This window comes from Labedella phragmitis (assembly GCF_004078635.1).
Taxonomy (GTDB): Bacteria; Actinomycetota; Actinomycetes; order Actinomycetales; family Microbacteriaceae; genus Labedella; species Labedella phragmitis.
Window position 1 is genome coordinate 203,088 of the sequence record NZ_RZNB01000003.1, and the last position, 22,080, is coordinate 225,167.

The following is a 22,080-nucleotide window of genomic DNA, read 5'->3' on the forward strand; positions in this document are numbered from 1 at the left end:
GTCAGCGCGTCCGGCCGTACATGCCGAAAGCGGCATGACCCGTGACGACGGTCGCCGGGTCGGGGATATCGAAGCGCACCGCGGCGTTGGCCTCACCGAGCGACGCGAAATAGCCGACGAGGAGCCGGTCGGCCGAGTCGGGCGCCCACGTCACCACTCGGTACCGCTCGCACGGCACGCCCTCGTGATCGCCGACACGCGGCCGCACCGTCACGAGCCGGATGACGGCCTTCGGGAGCACGGGGTCGTTGCGCATGCACACCCATTCGACCCGCGAGATGCGGATGGGTCTCGGCAAGGACATGCGGTGCTCCTAGGTGGTGAGGAGCGCTCCGGCCTGCGCGTGCTCGATCCTAGGAAGACCCCACCGACACTCACCCCCTGAGCACTTCCTTGTGCGCGAGTTTTCGTGCACAAAAGACGTGTTCAGGGGGTGATGCGGACGGCAGTGCCCGCAGGGACCTGCGTGAGGAGCGAGATCGCCTCCGCGTCGACGCGGAGGCAGCCGTTCGAGATCGGCCCGGAATGGACGTCGTGGTAGTGGAACGCAGTGATCGCGACGTCGATGCCGCCGAAGCCGTCGAGCGTCGGCGACTGGACCGCGAGGTAGACGATCGGGTGCCCGCGCGTGTAGGCGAGCGAGGACGCCGTGCGCACGCTCATCACGAAGGTCCGACCGATCGGCGTCGGCGTCGCGTCCGTCCCCCACGCGAACTCGCCGGGGACCCGCTCGCGCGCCCCACCCCTCACGAGGTCGATGGTGCCGGCCGAGAGGCTCACTTCGATCGAGGTGTCCATCGCGCTGATCTCGACGTCGGCGGTTCGCAACCAGCCCGTGAGCTGACCGGAGACGCCGGCCGAGGGGACCCCCGCACGACCGACGAGCAGGACGCGCACCCAGTGCTGCTCCCGTTCGATGATCGGCACGATGCTGCCTTCGTACGGCAGCTCCCGGGGCAGCGCGGCGACGGGTGCCGTTCCGGGCTCCGCGAACACGGGAGCGCCGGCGGGAAGCGGACGGGCGACCTCCCCCGTCGTTCCCTGCTCGGGCGCGTCGTCGACGGGGAGGGAGGGGATGACCGCGAAGACGTCGACCGTCGGCAGGCCGGCGAGGTCGTAGGGCCGGTCGTCCTGCGGGTGGCCCGTCGGCGTAGGAGTCGGGGTCGGGGTCGGCGTGGGGGTGGGCGTCGGCGACTGCGCTGCTGCGACCGGCGGCGGCGCCGGTTCGGTGAGGTGCCGGACGACCACGACGCCGACCACGAGGAGGACGACCGCGACGACGGCGATGAGCGCGACGACGAGACGCCGACGCGGGCGTCGCGACACCGAACCCGCCTCGACCGCCGATTCGGCCCCCGCGCCGACCGTGACCCCGCCTTCGTCCGTTCCGCCCCCGCTCACGGTTCCATGCTGCGGCGGCGAACCCCGCGATGCAAGCCGACGAGTGAGATCGGCATCCGAGATCACCACCGCTTCCGAACGGGTAGCGTTGTCGACGGAGGACCTCGCCCATCATGCACTCGCGCACTCATCGCCTGGCCCGCGGCACCGCCGCAGCGGCCATCGCGACGCTCGTGGCCGCGTTGTCGCACACGGCGGGCGGCGGGGCCTTCCCGTCGGCGCCCCTCCTCGCACTCGCCTTCGTCGTGAGCGTCGGGTGGTGCACCGCCGTCGTCGGACGACGGTTCTCCTGGACGCGCGTCTCTGCAGCGGTCGTCGCCTCGCAAGCGCTCTTCCACGGCACCTTCGCCCTCGTCGGCGCCGGGGGCGCCCGGGTCGTCGCCGAGACGGCCGGTCACTCGGCCCATGCCGGCTCGACGACCCTCACGGTCCTCGCTAACGGGTCGGGTCACGCGCACGACGGTGTCGGCATGCTCGCGGCCCACGGCGTGGCCGCCGCCGTCACGATCGTCGCGCTCCGGATCGCCGACCGCTCCTCGCTCGCGACCGCCGCGCTCTCGCACGTCGTCCGATCGCTGTTCCCCGCACTGACGGCCGTGCCCGTCGCCATCGGTTCGCACCTCGCGCGCGTCCGCCCGAACGGCACGGGGTTCCGCCCGTCGCCGATCGCCGTAATCCTCACCGGCCTCCGCCGCCGCGGCCCTCCCGTCCTGATCACCGCCGCGTAGCACGGTCCCCGCTCCCGCTCGAACACCGGAGCGGTGGCCGACCGCTGTGCCTTCAGCGCCGTCGTCGCGCCGCGACCGACGGCCATCCACCCAGGACCCGCCGCGATCCGCGGCCTCTCGATCAAGGACCCACCATGACCACCCCCACCACCCGTTCCCGCTCCGTCCGGCGCCTCGCGCTCGGTGCCACCGCCGGCGTCGCACTCGTCTTCGCCGCTCCCCTCGCCGCGAGCGCGCACGTCGGCGTCACCCCCGACACGACGGCGGCCGGCTCGTACGCCAACCTCACCTTCGCCGTCCCCCACGGGTGCGACGGCTCCTCGACGACCGAGGTCCGCATCACCATCCCTGAAGACGTCATCACGGTGACGCCGACGGTCAATCCGAACTGGGACGTCGTCGAAGTGCCGTCGGAGACCGACCCCGACTACACGTCGGCCGTCGTCTACACGGCGAAGACCCCGCTCGCCGATGGCCTGCGCGACACGTTCACGCTCTCCGTCCCGCTGCCCGACGGCGCGGCCGGCGACGTGCTCGCGTTCCCCGTGCTCCAGACGTGCGAGGTCGGCTCGACGTCGTGGGACGAGGAGACCGTCGAGGGCGAGGACGAGCCCGAGCATCCCGCTCCCGTCATCACTCTGACGGAAGCGTCCGACGACGCTCACGGCCACGGCGCCTCAGACACCGAGGACGCGGCCGGCTCCGACGCGTCAGGGGCTGGGGAGTCGGGCGGCACCGCGTCGCCGACATCGGACCCGGCGACGGGAACGGCCATCGGCCTCGGCGTCGCGGGACTTGTCGTCGGGCTCGCCGGCGTCGTGCTCGCCCTCTGGGCGCTCCGTCGCCGCAACTCCTGAGCGGTGACCTGGGGCCCTCCTGCGAGCGATCGCGGGAGGGCCCTTTCGCGCCGTCGGCACGTTATTTGCACTGGCGGTCCTGAAGTGCAAAACTGCACTCATGACCGAAAGTGCAATGGGCGTCCGCGAGCGTCGGCGGACGGAGACCTCCTCGCGCCTCGTGGCGGGGGCGCGACGACTCTTCACGGAACGGGGTCTCACCGGCTTCACGGTCGAGGAGCTGTGCGACGAGGTCGGGGTCTCCCGCCGCACCTTCTTCAACTACTTCGCCTCGAAGGACGACGCCGTCCTCGGCGTCGCCGGGCGCGACACCGACGACGAACTCGACGACGCCTTCCTCGCCGGTGGCGACCCTGCATCGGACGACCTCTCACCGACCCTCTTCGAGGACTTCGTGCGCCTCCTGCTCGAGCGGTGGGAGCGCGCCGAGATCGACGCCGACGGCATCCGCGGGGTCGCCGAAGCCCTCAAACAGGAGCCCAGACTCCTCGCCCGCATGATGGAGCTCGCGATGCGCGACGAGGCGATCGACACGGCCCTCGTCGAGCGTCGCGAGGGACTCCCGCCCGGCGACCTCCGAGCGGCGGCCGTCGTGCAGCTCGTCGGCGCCTTCGCGCGCCCGAGCGCGATGGCTTTCCTCGATCCGGACAACACCGAGTCCATCGCGGAGCTCTTCGGCCGGCGCCTCGACGCCGCGCGATCCGTTCTCCGCTGAGACCTGAGCCCTCCCCCCACACCCCGGCACCGACGCCGCCCGCGCCCACCCGGCCGCGGCACCGGCGGCCTCGCCGCGCCCCCTCACGCCCTCGACATCCCGAACGGACACGACATGACCTCCCCCGTCGCCACCCCCGCACCGTTCCTCCTCACCAAGAGGCGGATCTGGATCATCTTCAGCGCCCTCATCGCGGGCATGCTGCTCTCGAGCCTCGACCAGACGATCGTCTCCACGGCGATGCCGACGATCGTGGGAGAGCTCGGCGGCGTCGACCACCAGGTGTGGATCACGACGGCCTACCTGCTTGCGACAACGATCGTCATGCCGATCTACGGCAAGTTCGGCGACGTGCTCGGGCGCCGGAACCTCTTCCTCCTCGCGATCGCGATCTTCACGCTCGCCTCCGTCGGATGCGCGTTCGCCGGCGACTTCTGGTCGTTCGTGGTCTTCCGCGCCATGCAAGGGCTCGGCGGCGGCGGACTCATGATCCTCTCGCAAGCGATCATCGCCGACATCGTGCCGGCGAGTGAGCGCGGCAAATACCTCGGCCCCCTCGGCGCGATCTTCGGCCTGTCCGCGGTCGGCGGTCCGCTCCTCGGCGGCTACTTCGTCGACCACCTCACGTGGCAGTGGGCGTTCTACATCAACATCCCCGTCGGTATCGCGGCCTTCGTCATCGCACTCGTGGCGCTCACCCTCCCGAGCAAGAAGGCGACGAAGCGCATCGACGTCCTCGGCGTCGTCTTCCTGTCGATCGCGACGACGTGCCTCATCTTCTTCACCGACTTCGGCGGCGACACCGCCTACGGGTGGGACTCGCTCGCGACGTGGGCGTGGGGCGTCGGCCTCCTCGTCGCCGTCGCCGCATTCATCGTGAACGAAGCACGTGCCGAGGACCCCGTGATCCCGCTCGGGCTGTTCCGGAACCCCATCTTCGTCAACGCCACGGCCATCGGACTGACCCTCGGTCTCGGCATGTTCGCGGCGATCGGCTTCGTCCCGACCTTCCTGCAGATGTCCTCCGGTACGTCCGCTGCGGAGTCCGGACTGCTCATGCTCCCGATGATGGCGGGCCTCATGCTCACGTCGATCACCTCCGGCATCCTCATCTCGAAGACGGGTCGCTACAGGCTGTTCCCGATCGTCGGAACGCTCGTCACGGGAGTCGCCATGGTCGCGATGACGACGCTGTCCGCCGACACCCCGGTGTGGCTCATCTGCGTCTTCCTGTTCTTCTTCGGCGCTGGGCTCGGCCTCATCATGCAGGTCGTGGTGCTCGTGGTGCAGAACGCGGTCCCGGCTTCGCAGATCGGCACGGCGACGAGCACCAACAACTACTTCCGGGAGGTGGGGGCGAGCCTCGGCACCGCTGTCTTCGGGACGCTCTTCACGACGCGGCTGACGGAGAACCTGACGCGCGTCTTCAGCGACGCGGGCGCTGATCCCGAGGCCGCCGCCAACGCGACCTCGACGCTCGACCCGCAGACGCTCGCGCAGCTCCCGGACTCGGTACGGGACGGCATCGTCACCGCCTACGCGGATGCCCTCGCTCCCGTGTTCTGGTATCTCGTGCCCTTCATCGGCCTCGCATTCCTGCTCTCCCTCTTCCTCAAGCAGATCCCGCTCTCCGACGTCGCGGGCCTCGTGGCGCGCGGTGAGGCCGTGGGCGGTACCGAGGCCGAGGAGCTTGAGAAGGCCCAGCGGAGCGAGGTGCGTTAGCACCCCGCGTTCGTCAACCACCTTGCGAGGGTGGGGGCCGACGCGGCTACGATCGGGCCTTGCCAGAATGGCCGAGCGACGGCCGGGTCGGAGCACAGTGGACCTCAACCTCCCCCTCGCACTCTTCGCCGGGATCGTCCTCGCGTTGTCGGCGTGCTCGAGCGTGCTGCAGCGGGCGAGTCTGCCCGGCCCCGTCATGGCACTCGGGTTGGGCGTCCTCGTCGGGCCGTTCGCTCTCGGCGTCGTGCAGCTCGAGGAGTTCGGCATCCCCACGGGAACCCTCCTCGAGGAGTCGGCGCGGCTGACCCTCGGCATCGGACTCGCGGGCGTCGCTCTCCGATTGCCGCACGGCTACTGGCATTCCAACCCTCGTTGGCTGCTCGTCATCCTCGGGCTCGGGATGCCGCTCATGCTCGCCGTCGCGACGGGGGTCCTCTGGGCGGGACTCGGCCTCCCATTACTCGTCGCCCTCCTGATCGGTGCGATCCTGACACCGACCGATCCGGTCGTGACGACACCCGTCGTCTCCGGTTCGCTCGCGACGCGACGGATCCCCGATCGTGTCCGCTTCAACCTCAGCTCGGAGAGCGGGGTGAACGACGGTCTCGGCTACGCGTTCGTGATGTTGCCGGTACTGCTTCTCACCGCACCCGACAACGCGTGGCAGGATTTCGCGCTCACCGTGCTCGTCCGGGAGGTCCTCGGCGCTGCGGTGTTCGGGCTCGTCGTGGGATACGGCGCCGGCAAGCTCTTCGTCGTCGCACGCAACCGGGGCCTCATGGAGGAGAGCTCGTACCTCGGGTTCATCGTTCCGCTCGGACTCGCCGTCCTTGGCGCTGGGAGACTCCTCGGCACGGACGCCATCCTCGCCGTCTTCATCGCCGCCGCGGTGTTCGGACAGATCATCCCGCAGACCGACGAGAAGCAGGAGGGCACGATCGACGACGTCGTCAACCGATTCTTCCTCCTGCCCATCTTCCTCCTCATAGGCCTCGCGCTTCCCATCGACGAATGGGTCGAGCGCGGGTGGATCGCCGTGGTCGTGGTGGTCGGTGCCGTCGTGTTGCGCCGGTTCATCGCGCTCTGGGTCGTCCGCCCGCTTCTGCGTCGGGTGCATTCGCGGCCCGAGACGCTGTTCCTCAGTTGGTTCGGGCCGATCGGCGTCTCGGCGCTCTTCTATGCGACCCTCGCGGAACGATTGACCGGCCTCCGGGACGTCTTCGTCTACACCCTGCTCGCCATCACGGTGTCGGTCGTGCTGCACGGTGTCTCGACCGCGCCCGCGAGTGCGTTGCTCGCTCGTCACCGACCCGGCCGCCGAGAGGGGAGCGACGAGTGACGCCGCCCTCGTCTCCCCGACAGGGATCGGATGACCGGACAGCGTCCGATCCGCTCGCTCCCGAGACGCCGGACGCCGACCGTCTCCGGGCGGCGGAGACGCTCGCCCAGCGTCTCGATCGTCCGATGGGTGTCCTCGGCGTCGTCTTCCTGTTCCTCGTCCTCGGACAACTACTCGTCAGCGATGCCCGATTGAGCCTGGGCTTGAACATCGCCGGGTGGGCCTTCTGGGCGGTGTTCGTCGCCGAGTTCCTCCTCCGTGCGTACATGGCCCGCTTCCAAGCGGCCTTCTGGCGTCGGAACTGGTGGCAGGTCCTCTTCCTCCTCGTGCCCTTCCTGCGATTCGTCCGCGCTCTCCAGGCTCTCCGATTCGTCCGCGTCGCCCGCCTCGGCCGATTGGCGCGCGCGGGCGGCATCCTCTCCGCCGGAGTGCGGGGTTCGCGCTCGGCCGGTCGGCTCCTGTCGACGCGAATCGGATGGCTGGCGGCCATGACCGTCGTCGTGGTCCTCGTAGCGAGCCAGTTGTTGTACGCGTTCGATGCGCAAACGGACTACCCGACGGCTCTGCATCAAGCGGCCCTCGCGACCGTCACCGGTGCCGGCATCACGACGGACGATGGCCTCTCCCGGCTCCTCCAGGTCGTGCTCGCCGTGTACTCCGTCGGGGTCTTCGCGACACTCGCCGGCACCGTCGGGGCGTACTTCCTGCGGGACCGTGTCGGATCGCCACCGCCGACGGCCGACGAATCGGACGACCGCCCCGACGACTGACGACCGTGACGTCGATCACGCGTGGCACCGCGTCTCGATGGTCGCGCCGTTGCTCGCGACCGCTCGGTGCTCGTGTGCACGCCCGGCACGTTCACGCGGACCGCCGCCTACCGTTTCGGTGAGGTACACGATCTCGACACCGTCATCACGACGACGGACGCCCCCGTCGACCTCGACGAGCTCTTGCGCCGTACGGGCATCGAGGTCCTGCTCGCCTGAGCGCGCCGGCGTGTCACTCCTCGACGGGGTCGAACTCCTCGACGTCGCGGTGGCGCCGCAGCGCGCGGATCAGCACGACCGGCGCCACGAGGGCGACGACGCCCGCGACGACGAGGGTCCATTGGGTGCCGACGACCTCGCCGAGCACGCCTCCGAGCAGCGCGCCCGCCGGGAAGAACGCCATGATGAGGAAGCGCATCGTCGCGTTGACACGACCGAGCAGGTGGTCGGGCGTCAGCCGCTGCCGCAGGCTCACGTTCGTGATCGAGTAGACGATCTGTCCGAGCTCGCCGGCCGCGAACCCGAGCAGTGCGAGGACGAGCCCCCACCCGGGCATCGCGGTGGGGACGAGCAGGACGAAGGGCGTCGTGACGGCGAGGGACACCCAGATGATCCGCGCGGTTCCGACGAGTCGTCCGAGCCGCGGCGTGAGCGCGGCTCCCAGCATCACCGCGACCGATCCGGCGGCCACGAGCAGACCGATGACCCAGGCGGGCTGACCGAGCTCGCGCGAGAGGAAGACGAACGTCACAGCCGAGGCGATCGCGAACGACAGATTGCTTGCCGCACTCGCGAGCGCCGTCGCCCGCAGGACTCGATGGTGCACGACGAAGCGGAAGCCCTCGCGGACGCGGTGCCACATCGTGCCCGAGTGGGCGCTCGGGTCGTGCGGGGTCTCCGTCGCGCGGATCCCGGCGAGCGTCACGGCCGAGACAACGAAACCGACGGCCTGCAGCACCACGACGTTCGCGGCGCCCACGAGGGAGACGAGCGCACCGCCGACGCCCGGCCCGGCGACCTGACCCCCTGAACGGAGGAACTCCATCGCCGAATTGCCGGCGAGAACGCGGTCGCGGCCCGTGACCGTCGGGACGTAGCTCTGGTATCCCACGTCGAAGAACACGCGCGCGGTGCCCACGAGGAACGAGACCACGAGCAGGTGCGCCATCGTGAGCCACCCGAACCACGCGGCGACGGGGATGGTCGCGAGGAGCACGGCGCGGACGAGGTCGCTCGCGACGAGGACGGGCCGCCTCAGCATCCGGTCGAGCCACGCGCCAGCGGGCAGTCCGATCACGGCGAACGCGATCGTCGATGCCGCACCGAGCAGACCCACCTCGAACGGGGACGCCTCGAGGGTCACGACCGCGAGGAGGGGGATGGCGACACCGGCGATCTGCGTGCCGAACTGGGCCGTGGTCTGCCCGGCGAGCAGGAGGCGGAAGTCGCGCGAGGAGCGGAGCGGTTCACGGGCGTCCGTCATCGCCGCTCCTCTCTGGCGCCCCCACCGGCGTCGACCGGTCGTCGAGCCTACGCGTCGCTTCTCGAACCCGCCACTCCCCGACGGTTGCGCGAACACCCCGGGGCCGAGGTCCCGGGGCGTCGAGCGCCGCAGCGTGAGATCAGTTGCAGAGCGTCGCGAGCTCCTGCGCCGACGTCTGGACGTCGGTCGCCGCGGTCGTGATGCCGGCGGCGGCCGACATGTCCTGCTCGACGAGCACCTTCGCCAGCAGGTCGCGCAGGGCGACGAAGTCCTCGTGGACGGCGGAGAGTGCGGTCTTCACCTCGGGGTTGTTGACCGACTCGACCGCGGCACCGACGCCGTCGACCGTCTCGGTGAACGCGTCGACCGTGCCCTGCGGGTCGCTCGACGCCGTCGACATGTCGATCCCCGCGACGGCCGTGCTGGCCTCCTGAATTTTCGCCTGCACCTCGGTGCACGCGTCGGCGACGGTCTGGTCACCGGAGCCCGTGTCCGTCTCCGGTGCTGCGGACGACGAGGGAGCGGCGGAGGAGGAGCTCTCCGCGCCGGCTCCCGTGCCCTCGCTCGGTTCCGAGCTCGAGCAGGCGGCGAGGCCGAGGACGGCCGCTGCCGCGATCGTCCACGCGGCGATGGTCTTTTTCATGTGGTTTCCCTTCGAGAGGGGCGCGAAAATCTCCCCCGCGCCCGAGGCTCCGTGCGATCGAACCCCCCGAGAGCACACGGTGCAGCGGCGGGCCGTCGTCGGCGCCTCCCCCACGCTACCGGTGGGACGCTGCGATGGTGATGGGGACCACTCCCCCTCTACGGTGGACGTATGGCCTCCTCCTCGACACGGCGGACGACGATCGCGTGGATCGCGGGCGTCCTCGCGGCCGCCGCGGGACTCGCCCTCGTCCTCGCCGGCACGGCCACGCCCGTCACGTTCGGGTGGTTCGCCTACACGCCGGAGTCGAACACCGAATCGTTCCCGGGGAATCTCGTGGTCCTGCGGCGCTCGACGGTTGCGGGAGCGATGCTCCTCACCGTCGGACTCGTCACGATCGCCGTGCTCGTAGGGATGCGCCTCGGTTCTCGGCGGTCACTGGACTGAGAACGAAAGAGGCCCGACGGATCGGGCCTTCGTGGTCGTGACGTGTTGTAGCAGGAGCGGGGCTCGAACCCGCGACCTCACGATTATGAGTCGTGCGCTCTTACCAGCTGAGCTACCCTGCCAGGCGATTCCCACGGTCGAGAGTGGAAAGCGAGCCCCGAGTCAGGATTGAACTGACGACCCCTTCCTTACCATGGAAGTGCTCTACCACTGAGCTATCGGGGCGTGACCATCGAAATGGCACCAGTCGAGGATAGCATCCGCCGCAGCCCTCCCCGAACACCCCAACTCTCCCCCCTGAAAATCCCTTCGGTGCTCGAAAATACGTGCACAGAAGGAATTTTCAGGCACCTAGCTGGGGGCCGGAAGACCGGCGATGAGGGTGCGGAGGATGGGGACCGTGGCGAGGTCGGACGGGGAGAGACGGGCTGGGTCGGCGGCGAGGACCACGAGGTCGGCGACGGCTCCCACGCGGATGACGCCGCGATCCGTCGCGCCGAGCGCGAGAGCGCCCGACCGCGTGTAAGCGGTGAGCGCCTCCTCCACCGAGACGCGCTCATGCGGTTCGAACACGGGACCGTCTCCCGATGGCGCCGAGCGCTCGGTCGCCCACACGAAGTTGGGGCGGGGATCCATCCCGGCGACCGGCCAGTCCGATCCGAAGACCGTGAGCACGCCGGCGTCGAGCACGTCGCGGGCCCGGAATCCCGTCGCGGCGCGCGCCTCCCCCAGCCGCGTCGCCCACGAGTCGGAGAGGTCCCCGTGCCGCCACTGCATGTGGAGCGGCTGCATCGAGGCGACGACACCGCTCCCCGCGAGCTTCCGGACGTCGGCGTCGGAGAGGATCTCGAGGTGTTCGATCCGCCGGGGGCGCGCGTCGTCGGCGGGAGGCAACTCGGCGTAGGCGTCGAGGACCGCGTCGACAGCCCGATCGCCGACGGCGTGGGTCGTGAGGTGCAGCCCGGCGGCGTCGTAGCGTCGGATGACCTCGCGGTAGCGATCCCAGTCGGGCCAGAAGCTCGCGAGACCGTCGCCGCTCGCGTCGGGCGCGTGCAACCACGCCGTCCCGGTGTCGATGACGCCGTCGCTGAAGAGCTTGACGCCCGCGACGCGCCAACGCCGGCCGCCGCGGCTCGCGAGATCGATACGTGCGGCCACGGCGGCATCGTCGTCGTCCGGGCGATGCCAAAGGAACACGTCGACGCGCACCGACAGCTCGCCGTCGCGCTCGATCGCCTCGAGCACGTCGAGCAGGCGCTCCGAGCCGTCCATCACGGCGCACCCGGTCAGGCCGACCGCGTTGAAGCGCGCGAACGTCGCGACGAGCAGATCCGCCTCCTCCGCCATCGTCGGTTGGGGAGCGGCCGAGCCGACGAGGTCGTACGCCGTGGGTTCGCGCAGCTCCCCGGTGGGGACGCCGTCGTCGCCCACGACGATCTCCGAGGCGTCGCCGAACTCCCGCGCCCCGGAGACGCCCGCCGCCTCGAGCGCCGCTCGCGTCGCGACTGCGGTGTGGAGGTCGTAGAACATCAGGAACGTGGGTGCTCCGCCCACCGCGTCCTCGAGGAGGTCGCCGCGCACCGCGGAGCCGCCGAACGCCGCGTACTCGAGGTTCCACCCGCGCACCCACGCGCCCGGACCGACGCGGCGGGACTCGGCCGCGAGAGCATGACGCACCGACTCGAGAGTCGTGAGGCCGCCGAGGTCGACGCCCGCCGAGAGTCGCGCTCCCCAGAGCGGATGCGAGTGCGAGTCGATGAACCCGGGGAGGACGGCGCCACCGTCCAGTTCGACGACCTCGGCATGCTCGGGGGTCGCCGCGAGGACCTCTGCCGTGGTTCCGACCGCCGCGATCCGCCCGTCGACCACCGCGACGGCCTCGGCGAGCGGCCGGTCCGCGTCCATGGTGCGGACGATCCCCGACACGAAACTGATGGCGGACATGCGCTCTCCCGTCGCTTACGACCCTCGCCGTCCATCCTGGCAGTACGCGGGCCGGTAGCGTGGACCGGTGACCGCCGAGCCCTCCGACCAGACACCGCTTCCCGCGTCTCCGGAGCCCTCTCCCCCGGAGCACGCCGTGGCTCCGCCGCACTCGCCCGCCGAAGACGTCTTCGCCTTCGTGATCGGTACGCTCATGGTCTCGTTCGGCGTCTCGCTCCTCTCGGCGTCCGGCGCCGTCACGGGCGGGGTCGCGGGCATCGCGATCCTCGCGAGCTACGCCTCGCAGTGGCCGTTCGGGGTGTGGTTCGTGCTGATCAACACGCCGTTCTTCGTGCTCGCCGTCCTCCGGATGGGTTGGGCCTTCACGCTCAAGACGATCGTCACGGTCGTCCTCGTGTCGCTCTTCTCGACACTCCACCCGGTCATGCTCGACCTCGACGGGGTGCAGCCCGTCTACGGCGTGCTCTTCGGAAGCGCCGTCACGGGTGTCGGCTTCATCGTCCTCTTCCGGCATCGGGCGAGCGTCGGCGGCATCTCGATCCTCTGCCTCTACCTGCAGGACCGCTTCGGTTGGCGGGCCGGTTACCTGCAGATGGGCTTCGACGCGGCGATCGTGCTGTCGTCCGTGCTCGTCGTGCCTCCGCACCTGCTCCCGCTGTCGATCGCCGGCGCCGTGGTCATGAACCTCGTCATCGCGCTCAACCACCGCCCGAACCGCTACACGGCCTGACGCCGACGTGCACCCCTCGGAGAGCGCCTCACCGGGGTCACGCCGCGCGGTCGTCTTGTCAACTGCGGCGGTGCACCGGCTCCTCGGCCCGTAAAATCGAGGCATGACGACGGCCGACGCTTCGACGACCACTCGGGACGGTTCCGCCGCTCCCTCCACGCCCGGCACCGAATGGTGGCGCACCGCCGTGATCTACCAGATCTACCCGCGGTCGTTCGCCGACGGCAACGGTGACGGCATCGGCGACCTCGCGGGGATCCGCTCGCGACTCGCGTCGCTCGCCGCTCTCGGCGTCGACGCCGTGTGGCTCTCGCCCTTCATGACGAGTCCGCAGAAGGACGCGGGCTACGACGTCGCCGACTACTGCGACGTCGACCCGCTCTTCGGGACGCTCGAGGACTTCGACCTCATGACCGCCGAGGCCCACCGTCTCGGCATCCGGATCATCGTCGACCTCGTGCCCAACCACTCGTCCGACGCACACCCCTGGTTCCAGGCCGCGCTCGCGGCGGCACCCGGTTCGCCCGAGCGCGCCCGGTACCTGTTCCGCGACGGCAAGGGTGACGACGGGTCGACTCCCCCGAACAACTGGCAGTCGGTCTTCGGCGGTCCCGCCTGGACGCGCACGACCGACCCCGATGGAACACCGGGCCAGTGGTACCTGCACCTCTTCGACACGAGCCAGCCCGACTTCGACTGGACCAACGACGAGGTCCGCGCCATGTTCCGCGACGTGCTGCGGTTCTGGCTCGACCGCGGGGCCGACGGCTTCCGCGTCGACGTCGCCCACGGCATGATCAAGGCCGAGGGACTGCCCGATTACACACCGCCTGCCGAGGGCGGCAGCATGGGCGGAGCCGGCGGCATCACGCTGGAACCGGGCATCTCGGACGACGTCGAGGACACGCCCGGCGCTCCCTACTGGGCGCAGGACGGCGTGCACGAGATCTTCCGCGACTGGCACGAGGTGCTCGCCGCGTACGACGGCGATCGTGTGCTGTGCGCGGAGGCATGGGTCGACCCGCTGTCGAAGATGGCCCTGTGGGTGCGGCCCGACGAGATGCAGCAGGCCTTCAACTTCCCGTATCTCGAGACGCCCTGGGCCGCCGCACCGCTCCGCGCGGTCATCGACGAGTCCATCGCGGCGTTCAGCGCCGTCGGCGCCCCGAGCACGTGGGTGCTCTCGAATCACGACGTCGTTCGGCACGCCTCGCGCCTCGCCCTCACTGCGGAGAACCCGCAGGGTCACGGCATCGGGCCGAAGTCGCCCGGCCAGCCGGACCCCGTCGTCGGTCTCGCCCGCGCCCGCGCCGCGTCGATGCTCATGCTCGCGCTCCCCGGTGGTGCGTACATCTACCAGGGCGAGGAACTCGGGCTGCCCGAAGTCGTCGATCTGCCGGACGACTCGCGCCAGGACCCGACGTGGTTCCGCTCGAACGGCGAGCGGTACGGCCGCGACGGCTGCCGCGTACCGATCCCGTGGGAGTCGGCGGCCCCGGCCTACGGGTTCAACGAGACGGGCGCATCGTGGCTGCCGCAGCCCGACGAGTGGGCGGACCTCGCGCGCGACGCTCAGGAGGGCGTGCCCGGCACCACCCTCGAGCTCTACCGGACGGCGCTCCGCCTCCGTCGCGAGCACGCCATGGGGCAGGGCCGACTGGAATGGGTCGAGGGGCTGCCCGCCGACGTGCTCGGCTTCGTCACGAGCGACGTCGTCGTGTTCGCGAATGTCGGGACGACGGACGTGCCGGTCCCGGAGGCGTTCGTCGACACGGAACTGTTCCTCGCGAGCGGGCCGTTCGACGGAACGACCCTCCCGGGCGACACGACCGTCTGGTTCCGTCTGGCCTGAACGGGGCCCGACTGGCCGTCGACACGGTCTCCGAGCCCGTCGACCCTTCGACGGGCTCGGAGACCGGAGCCGACCGCGCCTCAAGGATGACCCCGACGGTGTCTGAGCCCGTCGAAGCGTGCAGCCGAGGAGTGCGGTGCCGCGTCAGTTGGCGTTGGCGTAGAGCCACGCGAGCGGGTCGACGTGCTCCGTACCGTTCAGCATGATCTCGAAGTGGAGGTGCGGACCCGTCGAACGGCCCGTGTTGCCGGTCTGACCGATGACCTGGCCGACGGTCACGGGGTCGCCCACCTCGACGGTGCGGGAGCCGTTGATCATGTGGCCGTAGAGGCTGTGCACGATCTGACCGTCGATGACGTGCTCGATGACGATCTTGACGCCGAACGCCCCACCGGAGTCGGTGGACTCGATGACGACGCCATCGGCGATCGACTGGATGGGCGCGCCGTAGCCGGGGTTGAAGTCCTGGCCCTTGTGGTCGGTGCTGCAACCGATGGGGCACCCGGGGCGCGCGCCGTAGCCGCTGCCGATGTGGACGCCCACCGCGAAGGGCCACTGGATCGTGCCGTTCGGGTCGTTCGAGAACGTCGCCTCCGGCTGGATCCCGAGGGCCTTGGCCGCCTCGAGCGCGGACACGGCGCCGTACGAGTCGCGCTTGATCGTCTCGACGGGCGTCTCCCCCGACGCGGCGACCGTCTGCGTCTGGCCGAACGACGTGGTCGTCGTGTCGCCCTGCGTGACGAGCACCTTCTGCGCCGCGACATCGTCGGCGGAGAGCAAGGCGTTCGCGGGGAGCGACGTCGCGAGCGTGAGGAGCCCCGCGACACTGAAGGCGGCGAAGCTGAAGGACTTGGCGGCGACGCGTCCGGCGCGACTGCGGCGGGAGATCACCGGAGCGGGAGCGGCGGAGACGCTCGTGACGGCGGCGACCGGCGCGTCGAGCTCCGTGCGAGGCACGAAGACCGGTCGCTCGACCTGCTCTGTCACGTGGCCGACGGCGACGATCGAACTCGTCGTCTCCACGTCGATCGGCTCGACGGAGAGGGAGGAACCGAGGAGCGGGGCGGCGGAGAGCGCCTCCTCCGCGTCGAGGACGATGGTCGGAGAGATGCTCGCGATGACGGGTTCGACGGAAACGTCCTCGACCATGACGGCAACGGCCTCGCGCTCGTCGACGATCGCGTTGTGCGACGCGACGTCGGCCGGGTCGTCCTGCACGATCGTGAACGACTCGTGACTCACGTCCGCGTCGGTGGCGACGACGAGGTCCGTCGGGTTCGCCGCGACGGGGGCCGGCTCGAGCGTCGCGCGCGGCTCGACAGTGAGGAGCGGGAGGCGCTCGTCGGACGACACGCGGCTCGATCGACGCGAGCGGCGGGACACGACGGGGAGCGACTCGGCCTCGTCGAGGACGCTCGACTCGAGGGCGACGACCTGGCGGGCGCGACGCGCACGACGTGACGGCGCGGCCTCGTCGGCGGAGTCGACCGACGCCTCGGGGACGGCGGCGAGCGAAGCGGCCTGCGCGGCGATGCGTTGGACGTCGTGCTCCGTGTGCGTGCCCATCCAGTCGCTCACGATGCCGCCGGAAGCGACCTCGACCGCGGCTCGCGTGCGACGAGCGCGACGACCGAGCGACGCGTCGGGAACCTCGGCAGCCGATTCCGGGATCGGGGACGGAGCAGAATCCGCCACGCCGTCCGCGACGGTCACCATCCGACGGGCCCGGCGCTCCGAACGACGTGGGGAAGCCGTGGTCGCCTCGACGGAACGATCCTCCGCCGAGCGGATGAGCGTTGCAGCGTCGGTGATCGCTACGGATCCGTCGGGCTGCGGGGTCGCCTCGACCCGGTCGGCCGCAGGGGTGCGGCGGTTGCGAACGCGGCGGAGCGGCGCGTCGTCACCGGGGAGGCTGGCTGGCACGGAGCGATGGATCCTTTGGAACAGAGCGGACAGGCGTCATGGACAGCGCGAAGCGGGCTTTCGCGCGCGTTCCATAACCTGCTCGAGGCGGAGAAACAACGGGTCTTCGGGTCGTCTTACATCACCGATGTGTAACGAATTCATCAAGAATAACGGGGTTGCGCCGAGAAAGCCAATGCGAGATGCCCTCGTTTTCGGCCCCGGAAACGAGCCCGATACGCCCTTTCGGCCGGTCACCCGGCGTTTCCCTCCGTTTACCTCCTCGCAAGACTCATCCGACCCGTTCGAGGAGGAAGTCGAACAGCTCGGGAACGGCGGCGATGGTGAGCTCCCTGTCGCTCGGCGCTCCACCGCGCCCCTCGACGCGCGCTCCGGCCTCGCGCGCGATGAGCGCTCCGGCGGCCTGGTCCCACGGGTTCAGGCCCCACTCGTAATACCCGTCCAGGCGGCCGCACGCCACCGAACAGAGGTCGAGGGCCGCCGCTCCGATGCGTCGGATGTCGCGCACCTCGGCGATGAGCGAACCGACGACTGCAGCCTGCCTCACCCGCTTCTCGGCCGCGTAGCCGAAGCCCGTGCCGATGAGGGCGAGCTCGGCGCGTACGTCCGTGTTCACGGCGAGCCGCTCGTCGCCGCGGAAGGCGCCGGAACCGGCGGCTGCTCGGAAGAGTTCGCCCTTGGCGGGAGCGAAGACGACTCCGGCGATCGCCGACCACGTGAGCGGATCGGGTTCGCCCTCGACCACGGCGATGCTCACGCAGTAATCGGGGATGCCGTAGAGGTAGTTGACGGTTCCGTCGATGGGGTCGACCACCCACGTCAGTCCGCTCGAACCGCCCTCGGCTCCCGACTCCTCCCCGAGGAACGCGTCGTCCGGGCGCAGATCGGCGAGGCGCGCTCGGATGAGGGTCTCGACTTCGCGGTCGGCCTCGGTGACGACGTCTTCGAGCGATGACTTCGACGCCGCGATCGACACGCCCTCGGCTCGTCGCGCGAACGCGAGTTCGCCGGCCTCCCGGGCAATCGTCTCGGCGATGTCCCTCAACTCGAGCGCTCCGGTCACCACGGTCTCCTCACGTCTGATGGCGCCGAGGCGGGGCACGACGGCTGCGGTTCCAGGCTAGTGGGGAGGCCGAAGCGGACGGCGCCCTCCCTCTCCGACGTGGTGCGGCGGAGAGGGAGGGCGTGATCACGCGGCGCGGTATCAGCCGGCTGCGACGGCCAGTTCGTTCGGGGTGACCTCGAGCTCCGTCGACGCGACGACCTCTCCCGTCGTCAGGTCGACGGCATGGACCCGCTGCGACGCGGGCTCCGTGACGTAGGCGACGTCGCCGGCGACCTGGATGGCGGGGTGGGGGTCCTGCCACTCGACCGGGCCTTCCCACGCCTCGACGACGGGCCACGACTCGGTGATCTCGCCGGTCTCGGGATCGAGGACGTGGATCGAGCCGTCGCTCGCGAGGATGTATGCAAGGTCCTCGGGCCCGCGGGCAACGTCACGGAAGGTGTACTCGACACCCTCCGGCAGGTCCACGACGCGCTGCGTCTTCGCCTCGGTGTCGATGAGGGTGACGGCTGAGAGGAGGTAGCCCTCGGCGTCGACGTCGTTCTTGTAGTCGCCGACCACGATGGGGCTGGACTCGCTCACGTAGGCGTTGCCCATCCGGCCGTACGGCTGGTCGGGAGCGTCGAGCTTCGTGAACTCCCCGTCCGCGTACAGGAGGGCGCCGTTCTCGCACCCGAAGACGACCGCTTCGTGCTCCGCGGTACCCTCGCCGTGCAGGCCCGGACACTCCTCGCTCTGCGCGATGGTCTCGCCGTCGGCGTCCTGGGCCACGACGCCGTTGCGACCGTCGGCGTTGCCCACGGTCGTGAGGAACGTGCCGTCCTCGAGCATGATCGAGACGCCGTGGTGCGCTTCGACGCCCGGGATCGTCTCCGTCGCGGGGAGTTCCTCGGCCTCGGCGAGTTCGGTGGGGTCGAAGACCGTGGTGTCGCTCGTTCCGTCGGCGTAGAGGAGCGTCTTCCCGCCATGGCGGACGACGTGGCCCGGGGTGTCGGCTTCGAAGACGAGGTCGGTCAGCTCCGGCTCGTCGCTCGAGCCGGCGCCCGTGTCGAGGACCTGGAACCCCTCGCTCATCGTCACCATGACGTGGCGCTCGTCGCCGGCCGGATTGAGACGGGTGAACTCCTCGGACGAGGTGTCAGCGACCGTCTCGAGAGTGTCGCCGTCGAGCACGAGGATGCCGCCATCGTAGGCGACCGCGAGGCGGGCACCTGCCTCGGTGCCGGACGCCGATGCCGACGGCTCGTCGCTCGGGGTCGCGGTGGACGAGCAGGCCGCCAGTGCCGCGACGGCGCCCGCCGCGAGGACGAGCAGTCCGGCGCGCCGTGATCTTGCTGTGCGCATTGTTCCTCTTTCTTCTCTTTCAGGGGGTCGGGCGCTACGAGGAGAGCCCGGAGGTGATGCGCTCCGTGTTGACGCGCATCATGGTCAGGTAGTCGGGGGCTCCACCGTCCGGAGCGGTGAGCGATTCGGTGAAGAGCTCGACCACGTCGATGTGGACATCGGCCTCGCTCGCGAGAGCCTGCACGAGCCGATCCGGCGATGACGACTCGGCGAAGATCGTGGGGACGTCGGTCTCCTCGATCGCGTCGACCAGATCGGCGAGATCCGACGCGCTCGGAGCCGCGAGCGTCGTGCCGCCCGGGATGACCGCTCCGACGACCTCGAAGTCGTAGCGCTCGGCGAGGTACCCGAACACGTGGTGGTTCGTCACGAGGGCGCGTCGGTCGTCCGGGATGGCGCTGAAGCTCGCCGTCATCTCTGCGTCCAAGGCCTCGAGCTCGGACCGGTACGACGCCGTCGCCGCGTCGACCGCGTCGCGGTCGACGCCGGGAAGGGCCCCGAGCGGTTCCTGGAGCGCGTCGACGACGTCGACCATGCGCGCGGGATCCGTCCAGAAGTGCGAGTCGGGCATGCCGGCGGCGTCCCCCTCGCGGTAGTCGAGGACGTCGATCGACTCCCCCGCGACGAAGGTCTCGACCCCGTCGACCGCCGCCGCGTCGAGGTGCTGCTGGAGCCCCTCCTCGAGACCGAGCCCGTTCGAGACGACGAGGTCCGCGGAGCGCAATCGCGCAGCCTCCTGCGCGGAGATCTCGAACGAGTGGGGATCGGCATCGGGCTTCATGAGCGTGACGACCTCGGCCTCGTCCCCGACGAGTTCCCCGACGACGTCACCGAGGATGTTGGTCGACACGACGACGAGCGGCCGATCGTCGGCTGCCGGAGCGCACCCGACGAGCGTTCCGGCTACGAGGGCCGCGAGTCTGACCGCGGTGAGGCCGAGGCGCCGCTTCTGCCCGCCCCTCATCGGCCCGTCTCCGCGAGGAAGGACGCGTCCGCGGCCGTCTCGAACGTGCGCGCGATCCGGGCGCCGTCCGCGAAATCGATCTCGTACAGCTTCCGTTCGAGCGGAGCGTTGACGTAGGCGCGTTGCTGGTCCGCGATGAGCTCGACACCGGCGAGCGCCTCGGGAGAGCGGAGTGTGGCGTCGAGGAGTGGAACCGTCTCGGCGCGCACGGCCCCAGTCGCCGCATCGAGCACGAGGACGCGACCGTCGGCGCCGAGGGCGAGCAGGTGGCCGTCCTCGTCGTCGACCGCCGTGACGCTCACGAGTGGGGCGGGGGCGGGGAGGAGCGTCCAGGAACGCTCACGCGTGTCGAGCAGCCAGATGCCCTGGTCGCCCGCGAGCGCGGCGACGGTCGGCCTGCCCTCGCGGGCGGCGAAGGCCGTGGCCGGCGGTGCCGTCGCGTCGGCGGGGTAGGCGATCTTCTCGAGGGACAGGGAACCGTCCTCGGCCGTCGCGAGGACCGCACCGTCTCGACAGCCGACCACCGCGCCGACGCGCGTCGTGATCGTCCCCGCCGGCGCGGCGCACTCGATCGTCCTGTCGGTCACCGGATCGCCGTCCGCCGTGTAGGCGCTCAGCGATCCGCCACCGCTCTGCGGGTCGCTCACGAGCGCGAACGACCCGACGGGCACGACGAGCCCGTCGTGCGGCTCGACGGAGAGCCGGAATCGGTCCACGAGTTCCCCGTGCGACAGTGCCTCGGTATCGAGGAGGACGGCGTCGCCCGACCCGGCGAAGAAGAGGCCGGTCCCGCCCGTCGTCGACGAGTTCGTGGTGGCGACGGCGACCGGGCCGGTGCCCGCGATCGCACCGACCGTGCGCGGCTCCGCGCGGTAGTAGTGGAAGTGGTCGACGTGGTCCCAGGTCCAGCGACCGCTGTCGACGATGGTGATCCCCGCGTCGCCCTCGCTGAAGAGGTAGCGACCGTCCGTCGTGAGAGCGCGCGGTCGCGGCACCTCCGCGATGTCGGCGACCGATCCGTCGAGGAGGTCGAGGTGTTGGACGACACCGTCCGGGCCGACGGTCGTGAGCCCGAGTCGCGGCTCCGCGACCTCGCTCGCACCCTCGACCCGGCCGTGCCCGTCGCCGGTCGAGGACGCCGTCGTATCCGTGTCGGACGGCGCCCCCGAGCACGCGGTGAGCGCGACGAGCCCGGCGGTCAGGAGGGCGAGGGTCGAGGAGCGGTGGATCACGGAGTCCTTTCGGTGGAGCGGGAGGTGGAGGGAGAGATCGTGGGAGAGGCGGAGCTGCGTCATACGGCGGCGGGAGCGACGACGTCCGTCGGGGCGACCGGGCGAGCCGTCCTCGTCGCCGCCCGGAGCGACCAGGAGGAGGCCGCCAGCGCGATGGCGACCGCGGCGATCGACGCGCCGGCCGCCGTGCCCGCGTGCCACGAGAGCAGCAGCCCCGCGAACACCGCGCCCGCGCCGAACAGGGCGGCCAACAGCATGATGATCGGGATGCGGTGGGACCACTGGCCCGCCGCGACGGCGGGTGCGAGGAGCAACCCGACCACGAGGAGGGATCCGACCGCCTGGTACGAGGCGACGACGGCGAGTGTCACGAGCCCCACGAGCACCACGTGGGCGAGGCGGGGGCGCAGGCCCAGGGTCTCGGCGACGCGCGGGTCGAACGCTGCGGCGACGAGGGATCGGTGCGCGAGCACGGCCACGAGGACTCCCGCTGTGGCCGCGACGGCGAGCGCCAGGATGTCGGCACTCGTGATCGCGAGGACATCGCCGAAGAGGATCGTCGTGGCGTCGGTCGCGAAGCTGCCCGAGTGGGAGATCACGATGACGCCGAGCGCGAGCATGCCGACGAAGAGGAGCCCGATGCTCGTGTCGTACGAGAGGCGGCCGCGCCGCTGCAGCATCGAGATGCCGACGGTCATGCCCACGGCGCTCACGGCGGCACCGAGCAGCACGGGGACACCGAGCAACGTCGCGAGCGCGACTCCGGGCAGCATCCCGTGGGCGAGCGCCTCCCCGAGGAAGGCCATCCCCCGAATGACGACCCGGGTCCCCGCGACCGCGCACAGGACCGCCACGAGCACGCCGCCGACGAGGGCACGCAGCATGAAGTCCGCCTGGAACGGATCGGTCACGAAGGTCAC

21 protein-coding genes and 2 tRNA genes are annotated in these 22,080 nt (G+C 70.6%); 10 read left to right on the forward strand and 13 right to left on the reverse strand.

The features are described 5' to 3' along the window. Position 1 precedes the first annotated feature (1 nt). Positions 2-304, reverse strand: a complete 303-nt coding sequence (locus ELQ90_RS08990) for a hypothetical protein (protein ID WP_128494943.1) — start codon at positions 302-304, stop codon at positions 2-4. 122 nt (positions 305-426) lie between these two features. Beyond that, positions 427-1,401, reverse strand: a complete 975-nt coding sequence (locus ELQ90_RS08995; RefSeq protein WP_243696088.1) for a L,D-transpeptidase — start codon at positions 1,399-1,401, stop codon at positions 427-429. Between the two features lie 113 nt (positions 1,402-1,514). Between ELQ90_RS08995 and ELQ90_RS09000 the strand changes: the two genes are divergently transcribed. The 7 genes from ELQ90_RS09000 to ELQ90_RS09030 all read left to right on the forward strand — a co-directional run bounded on the left by ELQ90_RS09000 (position 1,515) and on the right by ELQ90_RS09030 (position 7,751). Then, positions 1,515-2,129, forward strand: coding sequence for a hypothetical protein (locus ELQ90_RS09000; RefSeq protein WP_128494944.1), 615 nt, complete (start codon positions 1,515-1,517; stop codon positions 2,127-2,129). Positions 2,130-2,263: 134 nt separating this feature from the next. Next, on the forward strand, positions 2,264-2,986 hold the full coding sequence (locus ELQ90_RS09005) for a YcnI family copper-binding membrane protein (RefSeq protein ID WP_128494945.1): 723 nt from the start codon (positions 2,264-2,266) through the stop codon (positions 2,984-2,986). Between the two features lie 100 nt (positions 2,987-3,086). Continuing rightward, complete coding sequence (locus tag ELQ90_RS09010; protein ID WP_128494946.1) at positions 3,087-3,701, forward strand: TetR/AcrR family transcriptional regulator; 615 nt, start codon at positions 3,087-3,089, stop codon at positions 3,699-3,701. A 114-nt stretch (positions 3,702-3,815) separates the two neighbouring features. After that, a complete protein-coding gene (locus ELQ90_RS09015) occupies positions 3,816-5,423 on the forward strand; it encodes an MDR family MFS transporter (protein WP_128494947.1) in 1,608 nt (535 codons plus the stop codon). 67 nt (positions 5,424-5,490) lie between these two features. Beyond that, a complete protein-coding gene (locus ELQ90_RS09020; protein WP_243696089.1) occupies positions 5,491-6,762 on the forward strand; it encodes a cation:proton antiporter domain-containing protein in 1,272 nt (423 codons plus the stop codon). After that, positions 6,759-7,532, forward strand: a complete 774-nt coding sequence (locus ELQ90_RS09025; RefSeq protein WP_243696090.1) for a hypothetical protein — start codon at positions 6,759-6,761, stop codon at positions 7,530-7,532. Before ELQ90_RS09020 ends, ELQ90_RS09025 begins: the two co-directional genes overlap by 4 nt. A gap of 21 nt (positions 7,533-7,553) precedes the next feature. Continuing rightward, complete coding sequence (locus ELQ90_RS09030; RefSeq protein ID WP_128494948.1) at positions 7,554-7,751, forward strand: DeoR/GlpR family DNA-binding transcription regulator; 198 nt, start codon at positions 7,554-7,556, stop codon at positions 7,749-7,751. A gap of 13 nt (positions 7,752-7,764) precedes the next feature. On the opposite strand, the gene ELQ90_RS09035 is transcribed toward ELQ90_RS09030, so the two are convergent. Then, entirely contained in the window at positions 7,765-9,015 is a 1,251-nt protein-coding gene (locus tag ELQ90_RS09035; protein ID WP_128494949.1) for an MFS transporter, read from the reverse strand. Positions 9,016-9,154: 139 nt separating this feature from the next. Next, positions 9,155-9,658 (reverse strand): hypothetical protein, encoded by a 504-nt coding sequence (locus tag ELQ90_RS09040; RefSeq protein WP_128494950.1) that lies wholly within the window; start codon positions 9,656-9,658, stop codon positions 9,155-9,157. A gap of 171 nt (positions 9,659-9,829) precedes the next feature. Between ELQ90_RS09040 and ELQ90_RS09045 the strand changes: the two genes are divergently transcribed. Further along, positions 9,830-10,105, forward strand: coding sequence for a hypothetical protein (locus ELQ90_RS09045; RefSeq protein ID WP_128494951.1), 276 nt, complete (start codon positions 9,830-9,832; stop codon positions 10,103-10,105). Between the two features lie 48 nt (positions 10,106-10,153). Here ELQ90_RS09045 and ELQ90_RS09050 read toward each other — a convergent pair. The 3 genes from ELQ90_RS09050 to ELQ90_RS09060 form a co-directional block, all read right to left on the reverse strand. Then, positions 10,154-10,227: transfer RNA gene (locus ELQ90_RS09050), tRNA-Met, on the reverse strand. A gap of 31 nt (positions 10,228-10,258) precedes the next feature. Next, positions 10,259-10,330: transfer RNA gene (locus tag ELQ90_RS09055), tRNA-Thr, on the reverse strand. A 126-nt stretch (positions 10,331-10,456) separates the two neighbouring features. Then, on the reverse strand, positions 10,457-12,049 hold the full coding sequence (locus tag ELQ90_RS09060; protein ID WP_128494952.1) for an amidohydrolase: 1,593 nt from the start codon (positions 12,047-12,049) through the stop codon (positions 10,457-10,459). Between the two features lie 67 nt (positions 12,050-12,116). On the opposite strand from ELQ90_RS09060, the gene ELQ90_RS09065 reads away from it, so the two are divergent. Next, positions 12,117-12,779: a YitT family protein gene (locus ELQ90_RS09065; RefSeq protein WP_128494953.1), complete on the forward strand. Its 663-nt coding sequence runs from the start codon at positions 12,117-12,119 to the stop codon at positions 12,777-12,779. Positions 12,780-12,882: 103 nt separating this feature from the next. Continuing rightward, positions 12,883-14,631: a glycoside hydrolase family 13 protein gene (locus ELQ90_RS09070; RefSeq protein ID WP_128494954.1), complete on the forward strand. Its 1,749-nt coding sequence runs from the start codon at positions 12,883-12,885 to the stop codon at positions 14,629-14,631. A gap of 144 nt (positions 14,632-14,775) precedes the next feature. Here the strand turns inward: ELQ90_RS09070 and ELQ90_RS09075 are convergent, their stop codons facing one another. The 6 genes from ELQ90_RS09075 to aztB form a co-directional block, all read right to left on the reverse strand. Beyond that, positions 14,776-16,554: a M23 family metallopeptidase gene (locus ELQ90_RS09075; protein WP_128494955.1), complete on the reverse strand. Its 1,779-nt coding sequence runs from the start codon at positions 16,552-16,554 to the stop codon at positions 14,776-14,778. A gap of 271 nt (positions 16,555-16,825) precedes the next feature. After that, entirely contained in the window at positions 16,826-17,617 is a 792-nt protein-coding gene (locus tag ELQ90_RS09080; RefSeq protein WP_128494956.1) for an inositol monophosphatase family protein, read from the reverse strand. Between the two features lie 141 nt (positions 17,618-17,758). Further along, positions 17,759-18,964, reverse strand: a complete 1,206-nt coding sequence (gene aztD / locus ELQ90_RS09085; protein ID WP_208020612.1) for a zinc metallochaperone AztD — start codon at positions 18,962-18,964, stop codon at positions 17,759-17,761. A 34-nt stretch (positions 18,965-18,998) separates the two neighbouring features. Beyond that, positions 18,999-19,928, reverse strand: coding sequence for a zinc ABC transporter substrate-binding protein AztC (gene aztC / locus ELQ90_RS09090; RefSeq protein ID WP_128494957.1), 930 nt, complete (start codon positions 19,926-19,928; stop codon positions 18,999-19,001). Further along, positions 19,925-21,160 (reverse strand): ABC transporter, encoded by a 1,236-nt coding sequence (locus ELQ90_RS09095; RefSeq protein WP_128495202.1) that lies wholly within the window; start codon positions 21,158-21,160, stop codon positions 19,925-19,927. The genes aztC and ELQ90_RS09095 overlap by 4 nt, the downstream gene beginning before the upstream one ends. A 59-nt stretch (positions 21,161-21,219) precedes the next feature. Next, complete coding sequence (aztB, locus tag ELQ90_RS09100) at positions 21,220-22,080, reverse strand: zinc ABC transporter permease AztB (RefSeq protein WP_128494958.1); 861 nt, start codon at positions 22,078-22,080, stop codon at positions 21,220-21,222.